The organism is Enterococcus faecalis (genome assembly GCF_029024925.1).
GTDB classification, from domain to species: Bacteria; Bacillota; Bacilli; order Lactobacillales; family Enterococcaceae; genus Enterococcus; species Enterococcus faecalis.
On record NZ_CP118962.1, the window covers coordinates 2,242,462 to 2,257,022 of the forward strand.

Below are 14,561 nucleotides of genomic sequence, written 5' to 3' on the forward strand. Positions count from 1 at the left end.
TTATGAATAACACGAAAAAATTTACGTTAACAGCAATGTTCTTAGCTATCTTACTTTTACTGGCTTTAACCCCGCTAGGATTTATCACATTAGGTCCTTTAAATTCGACCACGATGCATATTCCTGTAATTATTGGTTCCATTGTTTTAGGGCCAAAAATCGGTAGTATGTTGGGCGGCACGTTTGGGATCATTAGCTTAATTAAAAATACGACAGCACCAACACCTTTGTCGTTTGTTTTTTCTCCATTTATTCCTGTGATCGGTACCGATCATGGTAGTTGGAAGGCACTTTTAATTGTGCTCATTCCGCGGATTTTAATTGGGGTCGTTCCTTATTTCGCTTACAAATGGCTAAATAAATTAACGAAGGAAAAAGCGCAACCTGTCTCCTTATTTGTGGCTGGTGTTTTAGGCTCAGCAACGAATACCATTTTAGTCATGAACATGATTTATTTTCTTTTTAATTCAGCTTATGCTGAAATTATTGGTAAAGCTGGAACTGCTGTTTACCTAGCTATTATTGCGACGATTTTCAGTTCTGGTGTGCCAGAAGCTCTTGTTGCTGGTGTAGCTGCTTCAGCAATTGCTAGCGTTTTGCTTCGCTTAATGAAACGGAATGCAACACAAAAACTATAGAAAAAAACACATGGACTAAAAATCAAGTTTGATTTTTAGTCCATGTGTTTTTTATTTATTTTTTTTGTTTTCGTAATTTATAGGCATATTCACTGGCTTTAAATAATAATTTATTAACCGGTAAATCGAATTCCCCAATAAATTCATTAATCGTTGGGTTGAAGTTCGCTTTAAACTTAATTAAGCCATCATTTAAACTACCTTCTAAGCCGCCCATATTACAGCTTTCGCAGCCACGGTTAAAACATTCTTGAATGGCATCTCGCCAAGTCACATATGTTGGCATGTAGCGTTTATAACGATCATCTAAGCCAGCATAAAGGATTTCACTTGTTGGACCAAATGTCACAGCCAAAGCGCCAGCAACCGTGACGATTTCACCAGCTTCTGCGATATTTTCTTCTAATTCTTTTAGTTCCCGAGTCAAGGAAGCATCTAATTCTTCTAAATTATGGCGCTTTTTCACTTGATTTTCTTTCAAATTACTCAAGTCTTTTTGATTTTTGTCATAGCGTTGTCGCGTGCTATCTAAGCGTTCCTTTAAATTGACTTGCGCCAGCATAATAAAGGAGTCTTCTGGGTAAATGTTCAACAGCTTCTTAAAGTAATCACTATTCCGTAAAGAAATATGTTGGCGTTCCATGGTTGATTGAATGACTTTTTCAAATTCATCAACAAAGTCAACATGCCCTTGCTGCACAACGACCCCTTTTTTTTCAGCTGTTTTAATCATTTTCTTGGTGCTTTTTGACAATTGTTCCTCACTAAAATCTTCACGATAAATATTCGCTTGGAAGCGGGGCTGGATGGTGGCCCCCATATCCATTGTCAGTCCTTGATATTTGGCCCCTGCTTCTTTCAAGGTCTCAATAATAGCTGTCGCTTCAGCATGCGGTTGATGTTCTTCTCCCAAATGAAAATCTTGATAGTGAACCGCTGGATCCATTTTTATAAATAAAGCTCGTTTTTTCTTGCCAAATTTTTTCAATTCAGCCATAAAGTAGCTGACCAAACGTTCATTTGTATAGTCCATTACTGGACCTCTTGGTGTATATAACATCGTAAAACCGGCTGGTAATGGTTTGATTAAAACTAAACTTGATGCGACTAATGTATCCTTTTCATAAACCCCAACAATTTCAGAACCCCAGTTATCCTTGACTTTTGCCCATGAAGATGACTGTAGTAAATTACATAATGGGTGATTTTTAACAAATGTATCGTGTACTTCTGCCGGAATACCGATTTTAAATGTGTACATGTTCAAACTCCTCTGCTGTGACTTTCCAATAGTCCGTTTATCTTACACTATCATAGTGTATTCCAACAGACTAGTAAAGTTTTACATGAAAATTTTTAGAAAAAATGTAGATCTTATTCTTTATGTAAAAAAGACGAGGTAGAAACAGTTCATTCTATCACTTAGCTCACTAATAGCAACGACACTTTTCTTCACTGCCATTCAAAGGATGAATCATTTCTATCCACATCTTTTCAATTAAATACGTGTTTCAAATTTTAATGACTTGTTGATAAAATACATGATTGGTGCTGAAATCGTCATAATAATCGCTTCACTTAATGCTAACCAACCATAAGTTGTCCAAAATGCTTGACCGCCACTTGGTACTAGCATAAAGGCAATAAAAAACATACTTACAGTAAAAAATAGACTATTTAGACACATTCTAACAGGAATACTTGGTACCTTTTTTTGTAAAAAAGCTGTTAAGCTCAACGCAAATAATGTTTGCGCTCCACCAAACAGAGCATCCATTACACCGAAACCAAAAAATAAGTTAAAAAAGATAACGCCGCCTAAAACACCCCACATCAATTTGCGATTGAAAACGACTAGGTGATTCAAACTTTCTGAAATTCTAAATTGAATCATACCAGAAGAAACTGGCCGAACCAATAAAGAGAGGACAATATATAAGCCCATAATGATACCATTGGCTAAGACTGTTCTTAGCTTTCGATTGGCTTGAAACGAATTTTGCATACTTTTTCCTTCTTTCTCCGAGTTTTTTTACAAGGGATGGTTGATGAACCTTGGTTACAATTGCAACAGTTCACATTCTAATATGGAAAGTCAAAATAGTCAATGAAAGCCCTGTTTTACTTTGCACTTATTTGCAGTTTTCACCTCTCATGCATTGTTTCGTGCCTTTTTCTAGTCATTTTTTACTTTTTTAAGCAATCTTTATTCGCAGAAGTTCCTCCCTCTGGTATAATGGACAATAGCGATTCAAAGGAGGAGCTCAATGAACATTCACTACTATCTTATTATCAACGAGCAGGCAAGTAGCGGCAATGGCCGAAAAGTCGCTAGAAAAGTGATTCAACAACTCAAGCAACAAGAACTTAAATATACGGCTCTTTACACTGATTACGCTGGACATGAAAAAGAATTGACGAAGGAACTTGCAGAAACAACTTTACTTCCTTGGTCTGAAGACTTAGACGTTTCAACTTTTCCAATCCTAGTCGTGCTAGGCGGCGATGGCACACTACATAATGTCATTAATTCATTACTTCCATATGATTCAGCTATTCCTTTAAGCTATATTCCATGCGGCTCTGGAAATGATTTTGCACGAGGGGTGGGATTATCAAGAAATATTGATAAAGCATTGCATCAAATCCTGCGCACCAGACGACCAAAAGAAATTCAAACAATTCATTATGTAGAAGCCAACCAAGAAGAAATCGGCTTAGCCACCAATAATGTTGGCTTAGGATTAGATGCGGCAATCGTGGAAAAAACCAACGAATCGTCATCAAAAAAAGCCTTAAATAAATTTAAGCTTGGCTCGCTTTCCTATATTTCTTCAATCATTCATGTCTTTTTTAAACAAAAAGGCTTTCCAATTTTAGTTGAAATGAATGGTAAACAATACACATTTAATCGTGCTTTCCTATGTACGGTCACAAATCATCCTTATTTTGGCGGGGGCGTATCAATTATGCCGACGGCCAATCCTCGCAAAGCAGTCGTGGACTTAGTTGTCGTGGAACGAATCAATATTTTTAAAATTTTGTGGCTTATTTTCCTATTGCTTCGCCAAAAACAAGGGAAATCTAAGCATTTTCATCATTTTCAATCAAGCAAAATTCGAATTGTTTCGACGATTCCACAAACCATTCACGCAGATGGCGAGATTTTAGGCAAACGAAGTATTGATATGGTTTATACCACACAAAAACGTTTGTTTTGGTTTTAACTGAGTCCCTTAAGGTTGAAAAAGAGTGCCATAAGTCAAAACGACTTATGGCACTCTTTCCTTTTCTCACATAAATTGATAAGGCGTCGTATCCTTCATTCCAATCATTGGATCAACAGCATTTGTTTGAATAATTTCAACTGTTAGTCGTGGTTCTTTTGGTAATGGTTCTTCGACAACTTTTGTCGCTTTATTTGCTGTTTCTGGGGTTGACTCTTCCCCTTCATCAGCAAATAGTGAAACTTCTTGTACCGTTGTGTCAACTAATTGCTCGTCTGTGTCTTTGATCTGATTGGCTTTCGTTGATTGCTGTTCAGTTTCATAAGAGACAGCTTTTGTTTCCTTTTCAGTAAATGGATGGTCTGCCGTTAAACCTTCTTCATAGGCTTCTAACTGAGTTCTAGTCGTTAAGTTCATTTGTTCTGCGTTCACGATTCGTTCTTTTAGCATCGTCATGCGACTAGCCGATTCGTTTTTGACACATGTTTCAAAAGCAGAAACCTCACCTAATAGAATTAATAATTCTTTACTACGTGTCACTGCTGTATACAACAAATTTCGTTGCAGCATTCGGCTATACTGATGAACCATTGGCAGTAACACCATGCGGAATTCACTACCTTGCGCTTTATGAATCGAACAACAATACGATAGCGTAATTTTATTCCATTCATTTCTTTTATACGTTACTTCATTATTATCAAACTGTAAAACCAACTCGTCCACTTTGTCCTCTGAGTCTTTGGCTAAAGTAATTCCGACGATTTCTCCCATATCTCCATTGAACACATTTAATTCTGGCGTATTGACTAGTTGCAAAACTTTGTCCCCGATCCGATAGACGGTGTCATTCCACTTGACTTCTTTTTTCTTCCCCTCATTTGGATTGAAGATTTCTTGCATCATCTTATTCAAGGCATCAATGCCAGCTGCGCCACGATACATTGGCGCTAAAACTTGGATATCTTGTGGCGTAAACCCTTTTGCTTTTGCCTTTGTGACGATTTGTCGAATGTATTCTTCAATATGACCAATATCACTTGCAAAGAACGAGCGATCCTTTTGATTTTTTTGAAAATCAGCAGGCAACTTTCCTTCTTTAATTTCATGGGCAAGAGGAATAATACTTGAACCGTCTCCTTGACGATAAATTTCGTTTAGCTCACATTTGGGAATTTCGTTAATTTGCAATAAGTCATGTAAGACTTGACCTGGACCGACAGACGGTAGCTGATCCTTATCACCAACAAAAATCACTTGCATGTTTGTCGGAATAGCTTTTAATAACGTATTGGCTAACCAAGTATCCACCATTGACATTTCATCTACAATTAGCAAACCACCTTCTAATTCTTTGGCGGTTAAACTCGGATTTTTTTCACGACCTGTCAAGCCTAACAAACGATGGATGGTACTTGCAGGTAAACCTGTCGTTTCGTTCATACGTTTCGCTGCTCGCCCAGTTGGCGCCGCTAGCAAGATTGGAAACATCTCCTGCGTATAGTCTTTGAGATCTAATGAAAGACCATTTAGTTCCGCAAACAACGAGACAATCCCATTAATAACAGTTGTTTTCCCTGTTCCGGGCCCTCCAGTTAAAATAAATAACGGCGATTTAATCGCTTCTTCAATCGCTGCTTGTTGCGAGTCGCCATACTGAATATTTAAACGTTTCTCAATCATTCGGATATTTTTTTGGACTTCTTCTTCCTCATAATGAATTTCTTTTTTACGAGAAAGTAAACGCTGAATCGAAGTACCAATGCCCCATTCAGAAAAATAGAGACTGTTCTCAAAAAGTTTAGTCTCTTCTTGTTGGATTTTTCCATGTTCGACTAACGTAATGATTTCATTAGCCACTTGATCAGGTGAGATTTCCACTGGGCGACTTGCTTCCAAGGTCCGAATCGCTTCTTCTAACAAAACATCTGCTTGAACATACGTATTGCCTGAGCGAATGGAGTGCTCAAACACTTCATGTAAAATCGCCGCTCGAATTCGAACAGCAGAATCCGCCTGAATGCCGATTTGTTCAGCAATATTGTCCGCTCGTTTAAATCCGACTCCCTCAATATCTTCAACTAACTGATAAGGATTTTCTTGAATCACAGAAAGGGTTTCTTCTTGATAGGTTTGATAAATTGAAAAAGCTAACTGACTACCGAAGCCGTATCGATTTAGTCCCACAATCACTTGCTCCATCCCGTGATTCAAGCGAATTGTTTCGACGATTACTTGTCGTTTTTTTTCATTTAAAACAGTAACTTCTTCCAAAACACTCGGGTCATCAATAATTCGGTCAATCGCACTTTCCCCTAATACTTCAACAATTTTTTCAGCAGTTCGTTTACCAATGCCAGGAAATTTGTCACTTGATAAATAGTTAACCACCCCACTAGCCGAAGTCGGTCTTTCTTGCTGATAACTATCCACCTGAAACTGTCTGCCATAACGAGGATGGTCCACAAAATGACCAAAGAAACGATAGGGTTCCTCTTCTTGAACTTGGCCAAAACTTCCAGTTACTACAATTTCTTTTTCTAAATAATCTGTATTTGTATCGGTCACATTTACAAGAACGACTTTATAAAAATTACTGGGATTTTCAAAAAAGATTGCTTGTACAGTTCCAACAATAAAGGCTTTTTCTTCGTCCTCACCAAAAAGTGTTACCACTACAAGCCCTCCTTTCTGTTGTGTGCTTATTGTGCTTTTTCTTTAGCTAAAAAAGACGTATCATTCCATAACGTTAAGTCGTACGGCATGTTCCTTGATGCCTCTTTGGTTTCAAGGATTGAAAGGCTATTGTTTAACAGCCCGCCCATTGTCCGTAATTCTGATAATGGTTTACCAGCCATCGCTTGGATTGCCGCTGTCAGGGCTGCTCCGTGTCCGACAAATAGAACTGGACCTTCGTGTTGCTTCGCCGCTTCAGCAACTGTTTCTGAAATCCGTTGAATCGCTTGCTCGATTGGTTCACCATCAAAAATTGTTGGATCATACAAATCTAAACGATGCCGTAAATGATCTAATTCTTCTCCATAAAAATTACGCATTTCTTCAATATATTGTCCTTCTAGACGACCTAAACCTAATTCTTTTAAGGTATCTGTATAAACAATTTCAACTGGATGAGTCAATTCTTGTTGAATTCCCCGCGCAGTATTTTTGGCACGTAATAGCGGACTAGAATAAATTTTTTCAAACGGAATATCTTGTAAATATCGGCCTAATTGTTTAATTTCGTCATAACTAGTTGGTAATAACGGCGAATCTCCTGTCATTCCTTGAAATCGTTTCTGTTGATTCCATTCAGTTTTTCCATGTCGTGTAAAATATAATTTCATGTAACTTCTCCAAACTTCTTTATCTCTTCATATGTCTTTCTAGTTTATCACTTCCCTGCGAAAATATCCATGGAAGTTTCTAGTAATCCAAGCAAAATAAGCCTAGAACAAAAATCTAAATTGTTTTTTGTTCTAGGCTTGAAAATTGGGCAACAGTAAAAATAAAACCACTTTCTTCTGACATTTTTGAAAAAAGCGCTACTGTCTTAACTTTTTTTAATCCAATTTATCATTTTCATAATGATGCGTCAGTTCTAAGTTCGGAAAATTTTGCTGACGTAAGGCTTCATAAACAATTAGTGCGGCAGTGTTAGAAAGATTCAATGAGCGCACATGTTCATCATTCATAGGAATTCGGATACACTTTTCTTCGTTTTCTCGCATAAACGTTTCTGGTAAGCCCGTTGTTTCTTTTCCAAAAAGGAAATAATGGTCCTCGCCATCATTATAATTGACCTCGCTGTATGTTTGGTGAGCAAATTTGGTTACTAAATGCAAGTGTTTGCCTGCCACATGGGCTAAAAAGGCAGCCAAATCTTTATGATACGTAATATTTACATCATTCCAATAATCTAATCCGGCACGTTTTAAGTGTTTATCATCTGTTGAAAATCCTAAAGGTTCAATTAAATGCAACGGTGTATTCGTCGCTGCACATGTCCGTGCAATATTTCCAGTATTTGCTGGAATTTGTGGTTCAAATAAAACAATATGGTTCGTCAACTATCTTCAGCTCCTCAAATATCAATCGTGTTCATTTTAGCATAAATTCAAAATAAATAGCGCCCACAATACTTATTTTCAAAAAAAAACCGCATGACGCGATGATGTCAGGCGGCAGCTATTCTAACCAATAAAAAAAAACGTACCGTCTCGGTGTCTAGCACGGCGAGTCGTTACGTTAGTGAAGGTCTCTTCACTAACTTTTATCAGAACAGGACCCTGATAAAAACCAATGAAAAAACAACTTGTAAGTAATATAACACCAATGTCACTTTATTGCAAGACTTTTTTAGGATTTTCTTCACAAAAAAGTCTATCTTTTACGACCTACTAACAAGCGGACGTCAATCGTGATTTTTTCCAATGGTCGCTGTTGTAGTTTGGCTTTAACTTCTTGAGAAACTTGCCACTCTAATGGCGACATTTCTAATAAATCCAACCGTCTTTCCTCGGGAATGTCAAAGCAATAAGTTATTCGTTCATCTACTTCCACTGCTAATTCCTCGGCAAAACGTTGGACTACTTTTTGATTGGAATAACTTTGTTTCTTTTCGTCATTGGGATAAAAAGCCGCTCGTAATTCCTTTAAGTAATTCTCTTCAGGAATAATTTTAATCACAGTCCCGTCAGCTTTTAGTACTCGCCGAAATTCTTGATAATGTGAAGGGGAAAAAATATTTAAAATCGTATCAAGCCCTTCATTCGCAAATGGCAAATTCGTTAAATCCGCCACACACCAAAACGCATCAATTGGCTGATTACTTGCTAAATAGATTCCTTCCTTTGATAAATCAAACCCGATTTTCAGTCCAGATAAGCCTGCTTGACTTAACTCAGCTAGAAAACTCCCTTCACCACAACCAACATCGACTACTGTTTTATTTTGAGGAAGATAGTACATAATTTTGTTTAAAACAGGCGCGTACATGCCACTTTGAATCATTTTTCCTCGAGAAGTAAACATTTTTTTATTATATTCTGTCTGAACGCCATGATTTAGAAAGTATAGCGTGCCTTTCTTGGATAAATCAAATTGATGCCTCTGTTGACAAATCAGACCAACCCCTTCTACATGCATTGGTTCATGACAAGTTGGACAGCGAAATACGGCTGCTTCTTTTTTCAATAATTGTTGTGCTCGTTCAATTTTCTTTAACATTTAAAACTCCTTACGTTCATTAAATGAACATTTTCTCTTATAAAAAGTTGCACTCTTTTTTTCAGGGCTATGGTAGTAAGCAGAATTATGGTACAATGCCTGTGAAGAAAAAGCAAGGAGCGATAAGAAATGATTAAAGAATTCTGTGCCGAAAATTTCACTAAGATTCCCCAAGCCATTCAAAAAGGTGCGAATCGCATCGAATTATGCGATAACTTAGCCGTGGGTGGAACGACGCCAAGTACTGGTGTTATTGAAGAAGTCTTAGCATACGCTGGCGAACATTCTGTACCAGTGATGACAATCATTCGTCCTCGTGGCGGCAATTTTGTCTATAATGATATTGAATTAAAAATTATGCATACCGATTTAATCGAAGCAAAGAAATTAGGAACCGACGGCATTGTTATTGGCTGTTTAACTGAGGACGGTTGGTTAGATGAAGAAGCTTTGGACTTATTCATTGAAACAGCTGAAGGCTTGCAAATCACTTTCCATATGGCTTTTGATGCCTTGTCGAAAGAAAACCAATTTAAGGCGATTGACTGGTTAGCTGAGCGTGGTGTGACGCGTATTTTAACTCATGGCGGGCCGGCTGGTACCCCTATCGAAGACAACTTTGATCATTTAAAAGAATTAATTGCCTACGCAGATCAACGGATTCTTATTTTACCAGGTGGCGGTATTTCCACAGAAAACGTTCAAACTGTGATGGACACTTTAAAAGTCACAGAAGTCCATGGCACAAAAATTGTTTAATTTCTTGTATCTAAAAAAGTGAGGTAGCCGTCGTATTAACGGCTATCTCACTTTTTTGATTTCAAACAAACCAACGAATCCTTTTACCTCAGTCTTATGATAAATAAGTGCAATTTTTTAAACAAAATAACGCATAAACATGCTGGCAATATTGAAATAAATTAATACACTGGTTAAATCACTTAAGGTAGTAATAAACGGGCCACTGGCAACTGCGGGATCAAACCCTAATTTATCCATTAACATTGGGATTAAACTCCCTGCTAAATTCGCCACAGTAATTGCACAGAGCATTGCCATCCCAATCACAAATCCAAGCGGAAGATTATGTTGCCACACGCCAACCACAATCATAATGGTTAAACCTGTCACAGCACCCGTCACTAGTCCCGTGAGCACTTCACTTAAGATTAAGCGACCAAAATTACTATCCTTTTCATCTTTCATAGCCAAACGGCGTACCGCGACCGCCAATGATTGTGTCCCGGCATTGCCGGCTGTTCCGGTAATTAAAGAAATAAAAACGGCTAAAATACTCGCTTCGCTAACTAACGACTCATAATTACTGATTAACGAGGCCGTAGACATCCCTAAAAACAGCAGCGTAATTAACCAAGGTAATCGTTTAGAAGCGGCTTTTAAAGGGTTCTCACTAACTTCTTCAACGTCGACCCCGGCTAAACCAGAGTAGTCGCTAGCGGCCTCATCATCGATAACATCAATAATATCATCAACTGTTACAATCCCCAACAAATGATCATCATAATCTGTAACTGGCACAGCTAAGAAGTCATAGTCACGAATTGTTTGCGCGACATCTTCTTGGTCATCGCCAACATGAACTGAAATAACCCGTTCATTCAAAATATCAGCAATCAAGGTATCATCATCATTAACAATTAAATCCCGCAACGAAATAACGCCGACTAAATGATTTTCTTGGTCGACTACGTAAACGTAATAGATTGTTTCCGCCATGTCCGCTTGATTCTTTAAGACGTACATCGCAGAACGCACTGTTTGATTCGCCACAATCGAAACAAATTCGGTGGTCATAATCGCCCCAGCAGTTTCATCTTCGTAATGAAGTAACTCTTTAATTTCGCCTGCTTCTTCACTACTTAACAAACTAAGATATTTCGCCTTTTGACTTTTGTCTAACATATTTAGTAAATCCACCGCATTATCGGTATACATCTCAGCTAACATATCTGCTGCATAACTTGGACGCATTTCAGCTAAATAATCTTTCATATTCTCATTATCTTCTTCGATAACATCAAACATATCCGCTAGTTCTTTCGGAGATAGGTAATTGTATAAATGTTGTCGGTCTTTTTCATCTAACGATTGGTAAAATTGTCCTTGTTCATAAATGTGTAACGCTAAAAATAGCTCACGAAATTCGTTCATTTGTTGATTTTTTAGCGTTTCTAAAAGAAGGGCAAATTGCTCTTCCATTTCTTGGCCTTCATTCATCTTACACTTTCCCCTCCTGCCTCTTTATTATTATAACGTATCATCTACACTTTTCATATCCTCCGCTAGTGGGGAAATCAGATGAACCGTTTCTTTGGTAAAAGGATGAGTAAAAATTAGTTCCATGCAATGCAACGCTTGCCGCTCAATTCCTTGATCCATCTCTCCATGATACATCTCATCCCCTAACAATGAACAGCCAATTGCTTCAAAATGTACCCGAATTTGGTGTGTTCGTCCTGTATGGAGCTGAATGCGCACAGCTGCTGCTTGGGCTCCTCTTTTTGCGAGCCAATATTCTGTACTAGCAAATTGACCTGTTTCGATAACTTGGCGTTTTAATAAAGAGGACAAGTCGCGCCCAATTGGCTTTTCAATCAATTGATGCTCGTTTAACTGCTCAATCGCTCCACCAACAAGGGCATAATAAATTTTTGTCACCTTTTTTTCTCGTAATTCTTGATCAATTAAAGCATGAGCAAAGCCGTGTTTCGCAAATAACATCAGCCCAGAAGTATCTCGATCTAAACGAGTCACGACATGAATAACTTGATTCACGTAATTTTGACGCTTGTAATAGCCCTTAACACGATTCGCCATCGTTCCTGAAGGATGATACTGAGCAGGTATCGAGGCAATGCCAGCGGGCTTATTAACTACTAAAAAATGATCATCTTCAAACACAATTTCAATCGGTTCATCATCTGTTAATAATGTCTCATGTTCCGCTTCATCTGGAATCGTCATTTTAACGACATCGCCAGTTTGTAAAGGATAGATGGCATTTTGAACGGTCCCATTCACTTGAATTTTACCACCCTGAAATTTCACCTTAGCTAATAACCCTTTTGAAACGCCTTGTTCCTTTAAAAAATATTTCACTTGTTGTGTTGTTTCTTTGTCGTATGTCCATTGAAATTCCATCGTTTAATTAATCCTCACCAATAAAGGCATCTTTCACTCGATGCCAAAAATGCATGTGCCGATAAGAGGCAAAATGAATCCGTTCGTCTGCAATTCGATAGCAGACGGAAGCGATATTTTCTTGATAAATATCTAATTGGTCCACCGTGACAAAATAATCATCACTTTCCTGTAATTTAATCTCCAGCCACTCCGTATGTGCGATTACAATCGGTGACCCCAATGTTCGAAAGACACGATTGTTTAAGGAGGCGATTTCGGTTAACTGAAACGCATTAATGCTAGGATGCAAAACAGCTCCACCAATACTTTTATTATACGCAGTAGAGCCGGTTGGGGTCGAAATCGACAACCCATCACCACGAAATCGTTCAAACAGTTCGTCTTTAATAAACACATCGCCCACCATCGTCCGGTTTCCTCGTTTAATTGTTGATTCATTTAATGCTAAAAAATGTTTATCTGGTTTCCCATCTCTAAACCGAATCCGCACATCTAATAATGGATAACTCGTACTTTTTTCACGATGAATACACAAACTCTCAACTAGTTCTTTTAATTCATAATCACGCCAATCTGTATAGAAACCCAAGTGTCCGGTATGTACACCTAAGAAACTTACTTCGTTTAACAGATGATTAAATCGATGAAAAGCGGAAAGAAGCGTACCATCTCCACCGACTGAAATCACAAGTTCAGGTTGACGATTGTCTATTTGAATTTGGTTTTGCTCTAATAGTGTTGTCAGTTGTTTTGTGACTTGTTTCGATTTTTCTTCCGAGTTATGAACAATCGCCACTTTCATAAGCAGACTCCTTTACTGATTTTCTGGTGTTTCGTTTTTAATTTGCTTATAGTATTCGTTTTCTAGCAATCCACGGCCATGAGAGAAGTAATGTTGTGCTTCTTGAATTTCTTCACGGATAGATGACATCTCTTCATCTAATAAATAGGCTGCCTCTGCCGCTCGCTGAAGGCGTTCTTTCATTTCTTCAGGAAAGACACCTTGATATTTATAATTCAAAGAATGTTCAATCGTTGCCCAAAAATTCATGGAAAGTGTCCGAATTTGGATTTCGGCCAAAATAATCTTTTCCCCGGTGACTAATTGCACAGGATATTCCACCACCACATGGTACGAACGATAGCCACTTTCTTTTTTATTTTCAATGTAGTCACGTTCTTCCACAATTTTTAAGTCTTTACGATTTCTTAAAAGTGCGACTACCTGGTAAATGTCTTCCACAAATTGGCACATAATCCGCAAACCAGCAATGTCTTGCATTTCTTCTTCAATCCGATTTAAAGGAATATGCCGAATTGCCGTCTTTGTCAAAATACTATCTACTGGTTTCACACGTCCTGTAACGAATTCAATTGGTATGTGTTTATCTTGCTCCCGAAATTGTTTACGAATACCTCGTAGTTTTACTTTTAATTCGCTGACCGCCTGTTCATATGGCGCTAAAAACAGCTCCCACTCTCGTTCCATGGTAGATCCCTCAATTTCCTTGAATTTCATTCACTGATTATTTTACCACAGTCCTCCCTAAAATAGGGTGTTATTCGCTATTTGATTTCCAAACGCCTTTCATTAGAAAAAATTTTCACAGAGAAGACCACTTTTCTTGACGGAAACCTATATAATATGTGAAAATTGGAGTGATTTAAGAAAGAGAGAGAACCCCATGAGTGAGCACTTAGAAATTGAATTTAAAACATTAGTTAGTCCGCAAGATTTCAAACGATTAATCGACCATTTTGCTATTCAAAAAACGGACTTTTTTACGCAAACAAATCATTATTTTGATACGGACGATTTTCAATTAAAAGCACAACGAATGGGCTTAAGAATTCGCGTATTAGCAGATCGTGGTGAGTTAACCTTAAAAGTTCCTGCGCCAGAAGGATTATTAGAAATCAATGACCCTTTATCGCTTGAGACGGCGAACCACTTTATCAAGAGGAATCACCTCCCTACTGAGGGGGCTGTGGCGAAGAAATTACAAGAATTAGGTATTGAAATCGCCTCGATCCATTTAATTGGTTCATTAAAAACAGCACGTGCAGAAAAACAAATTCCTCAAGGACTACTTGCGTTAGACGAAAGTTGGTATAACCAACAGCACGATTTTGAATTAGAGTTAGAAGTTACTGAAGCTGAAAGCGGCAAGCAAGCGTTTCAAACATTAATGGCTGATTTGAACATTCCCATTACGCTTGCACCTAACAAGATTCAACGCATGATGCGGACCACTGCCCCTTAGTATTCGAAGCACTGACGTTCTGGCACCTGTATTTGAAA

14 protein-coding genes are annotated in these 14,561 nt (G+C 38.0%); 4 read left to right on the forward strand and 10 right to left on the reverse strand.

Going from position 1 to position 14,561, the window contains the following annotated elements; all coding sequences use genetic code 11:
* Positions 1-2: 2 nt before the first annotated feature.
* Positions 3-638: an ECF transporter S component gene (locus PYW42_RS11075; protein ID WP_002356501.1), complete on the forward strand. Its 636-nt coding sequence runs from the start codon at positions 3-5 to the stop codon at positions 636-638.
* Positions 639-693: 55 nt separating this feature from the next.
* Here the strand turns inward: PYW42_RS11075 and PYW42_RS11080 are convergent, their stop codons facing one another.
* Positions 694-1,899: an aminoacyltransferase gene (locus tag PYW42_RS11080; RefSeq protein WP_002384107.1), complete on the reverse strand. Its 1,206-nt coding sequence runs from the start codon at positions 1,897-1,899 to the stop codon at positions 694-696.
* A 237-nt stretch (positions 1,900-2,136) separates the two neighbouring features.
* Positions 2,137-2,643 (reverse strand): QueT transporter family protein, encoded by a 507-nt coding sequence (locus tag PYW42_RS11085; RefSeq protein ID WP_002356499.1) that lies wholly within the window; start codon positions 2,641-2,643, stop codon positions 2,137-2,139.
* A 262-nt stretch (positions 2,644-2,905) separates the two neighbouring features.
* Between PYW42_RS11085 and PYW42_RS11090 the strand changes: the two genes are divergently transcribed.
* On the forward strand, positions 2,906-3,865 hold the full coding sequence (locus PYW42_RS11090) for a diacylglycerol/lipid kinase family protein (protein ID WP_002356498.1): 960 nt from the start codon (positions 2,906-2,908) through the stop codon (positions 3,863-3,865).
* Positions 3,866-3,931: 66 nt separating this feature from the next.
* Here the strand turns inward: PYW42_RS11090 and recD2 are convergent, their stop codons facing one another.
* From recD2 to PYW42_RS11110, 4 genes are all read right to left on the reverse strand, one after another.
* Positions 3,932-6,541: an SF1B family DNA helicase RecD2 gene (recD2, locus tag PYW42_RS11095; RefSeq protein ID WP_002400951.1), complete on the reverse strand. Its 2,610-nt coding sequence runs from the start codon at positions 6,539-6,541 to the stop codon at positions 3,932-3,934.
* Between the two features lie 26 nt (positions 6,542-6,567).
* Entirely contained in the window at positions 6,568-7,212 is a 645-nt protein-coding gene (locus tag PYW42_RS11100) for a histidine phosphatase family protein (RefSeq protein ID WP_002411327.1), read from the reverse strand.
* Between the two features lie 216 nt (positions 7,213-7,428).
* Positions 7,429-7,935 carry a tRNA (uridine(34)/cytosine(34)/5-carboxymethylaminomethyluridine(34)-2'-O)-methyltransferase TrmL gene (gene trmL, locus PYW42_RS11105; protein ID WP_002356493.1) on the reverse strand — a complete coding sequence of 169 codons (507 nt, stop codon included), beginning with the start codon at positions 7,933-7,935 and terminating at the stop codon, positions 7,429-7,431.
* A 313-nt stretch (positions 7,936-8,248) separates the two neighbouring features.
* Positions 8,249-9,094 (reverse strand): methyltransferase domain-containing protein, encoded by an 846-nt coding sequence (locus PYW42_RS11110; protein WP_002362549.1) that lies wholly within the window; start codon positions 9,092-9,094, stop codon positions 8,249-8,251.
* A 129-nt stretch (positions 9,095-9,223) separates the two neighbouring features.
* Here PYW42_RS11110 and cutC point away from each other — a divergent pair, with 129 nt between their 5' ends.
* Positions 9,224-9,853: a copper homeostasis protein CutC gene (gene cutC / locus PYW42_RS11115; protein ID WP_002359565.1), complete on the forward strand. Its 630-nt coding sequence runs from the start codon at positions 9,224-9,226 to the stop codon at positions 9,851-9,853.
* A gap of 117 nt (positions 9,854-9,970) precedes the next feature.
* Here cutC and mgtE read toward each other — a convergent pair whose 3' ends face one another.
* Genes mgtE through PYW42_RS11135 form a run of 4 tightly spaced genes read right to left on the reverse strand, consistent with a single transcriptional unit; the run spans position 9,971 to position 13,748 of the window.
* Positions 9,971-11,332: a magnesium transporter gene (gene mgtE, locus PYW42_RS11120; protein ID WP_002362548.1), complete on the reverse strand. Its 1,362-nt coding sequence runs from the start codon at positions 11,330-11,332 to the stop codon at positions 9,971-9,973.
* A gap of 30 nt (positions 11,333-11,362) precedes the next feature.
* Positions 11,363-12,256, reverse strand: a complete 894-nt coding sequence (locus PYW42_RS11125) for an RluA family pseudouridine synthase (RefSeq protein WP_002362547.1) — start codon at positions 12,254-12,256, stop codon at positions 11,363-11,365.
* Between the two features lie 7 nt (positions 12,257-12,263).
* The gene (locus tag PYW42_RS11130) at positions 12,264-13,061 is read right to left on the reverse strand and encodes an NAD kinase (protein WP_002356486.1); all 798 of its coding nucleotides are present in this window, start codon (positions 13,059-13,061) and stop codon (positions 12,264-12,266) included.
* 12 nt (positions 13,062-13,073) lie between these two features.
* A complete protein-coding gene (locus PYW42_RS11135) occupies positions 13,074-13,748 on the reverse strand; it encodes a GTP pyrophosphokinase (RefSeq protein WP_002356484.1) in 675 nt (224 codons plus the stop codon).
* Positions 13,749-13,944: 196 nt separating this feature from the next.
* Between PYW42_RS11135 and PYW42_RS11140 the strand changes: the two genes are divergently transcribed.
* Positions 13,945-14,523 (forward strand): CYTH domain-containing protein, encoded by a 579-nt coding sequence (locus tag PYW42_RS11140; protein ID WP_002356483.1) that lies wholly within the window; start codon positions 13,945-13,947, stop codon positions 14,521-14,523.
* Positions 14,524-14,561 lie beyond the last annotated feature (38 nt).

What these genes read in the sequence shown, in the direction of transcription:
- PYW42_RS11075 (WP_002356501.1), top strand. Translation starts at nt 3, where the DNA reads ATGAATAACACGAAAAAATTTACGTTAACAGCAATGTTCTTAGCTATC.
- PYW42_RS11080 (WP_002384107.1), bottom strand. Translation starts at nt 1,899, where the DNA reads ATGTACACATTTAAAATCGGTATTCCGGCAGAAGTACACGATACATTT.
- PYW42_RS11085 (WP_002356499.1), bottom strand. Translation starts at nt 2,643, where the DNA reads ATGCAAAATTCGTTTCAAGCCAATCGAAAGCTAAGAACAGTCTTAGCC.
- PYW42_RS11090 (WP_002356498.1), top strand. Translation starts at nt 2,906, where the DNA reads ATGAACATTCACTACTATCTTATTATCAACGAGCAGGCAAGTAGCGGC.
- PYW42_RS11100 (WP_002411327.1), bottom strand. Translation starts at nt 7,212, where the DNA reads ATGAAATTATATTTTACACGACATGGAAAAACTGAATGGAATCAACAG.
- PYW42_RS11110 (WP_002362549.1), bottom strand. Translation starts at nt 9,094, where the DNA reads ATGTTAAAGAAAATTGAACGAGCACAACAATTATTGAAAAAAGAAGCA.
- cutC (WP_002359565.1), top strand. Translation starts at nt 9,224, where the DNA reads ATGATTAAAGAATTCTGTGCCGAAAATTTCACTAAGATTCCCCAAGCC.
- mgtE (WP_002362548.1), bottom strand. Translation starts at nt 11,332, where the DNA reads ATGAATGAAGGCCAAGAAATGGAAGAGCAATTTGCCCTTCTTTTAGAA.
- PYW42_RS11125 (WP_002362547.1), bottom strand. Translation starts at nt 12,256, where the DNA reads ATGGAATTTCAATGGACATACGACAAAGAAACAACACAACAAGTGAAA.
- PYW42_RS11130 (WP_002356486.1), bottom strand. Translation starts at nt 13,061, where the DNA reads ATGAAAGTGGCGATTGTTCATAACTCGGAAGAAAAATCGAAACAAGTC.
- PYW42_RS11135 (WP_002356484.1), bottom strand. Translation starts at nt 13,748, where the DNA reads ATGGAACGAGAGTGGGAGCTGTTTTTAGCGCCATATGAACAGGCGGTC.
- PYW42_RS11140 (WP_002356483.1), top strand. Translation starts at nt 13,945, where the DNA reads ATGAGTGAGCACTTAGAAATTGAATTTAAAACATTAGTTAGTCCGCAA.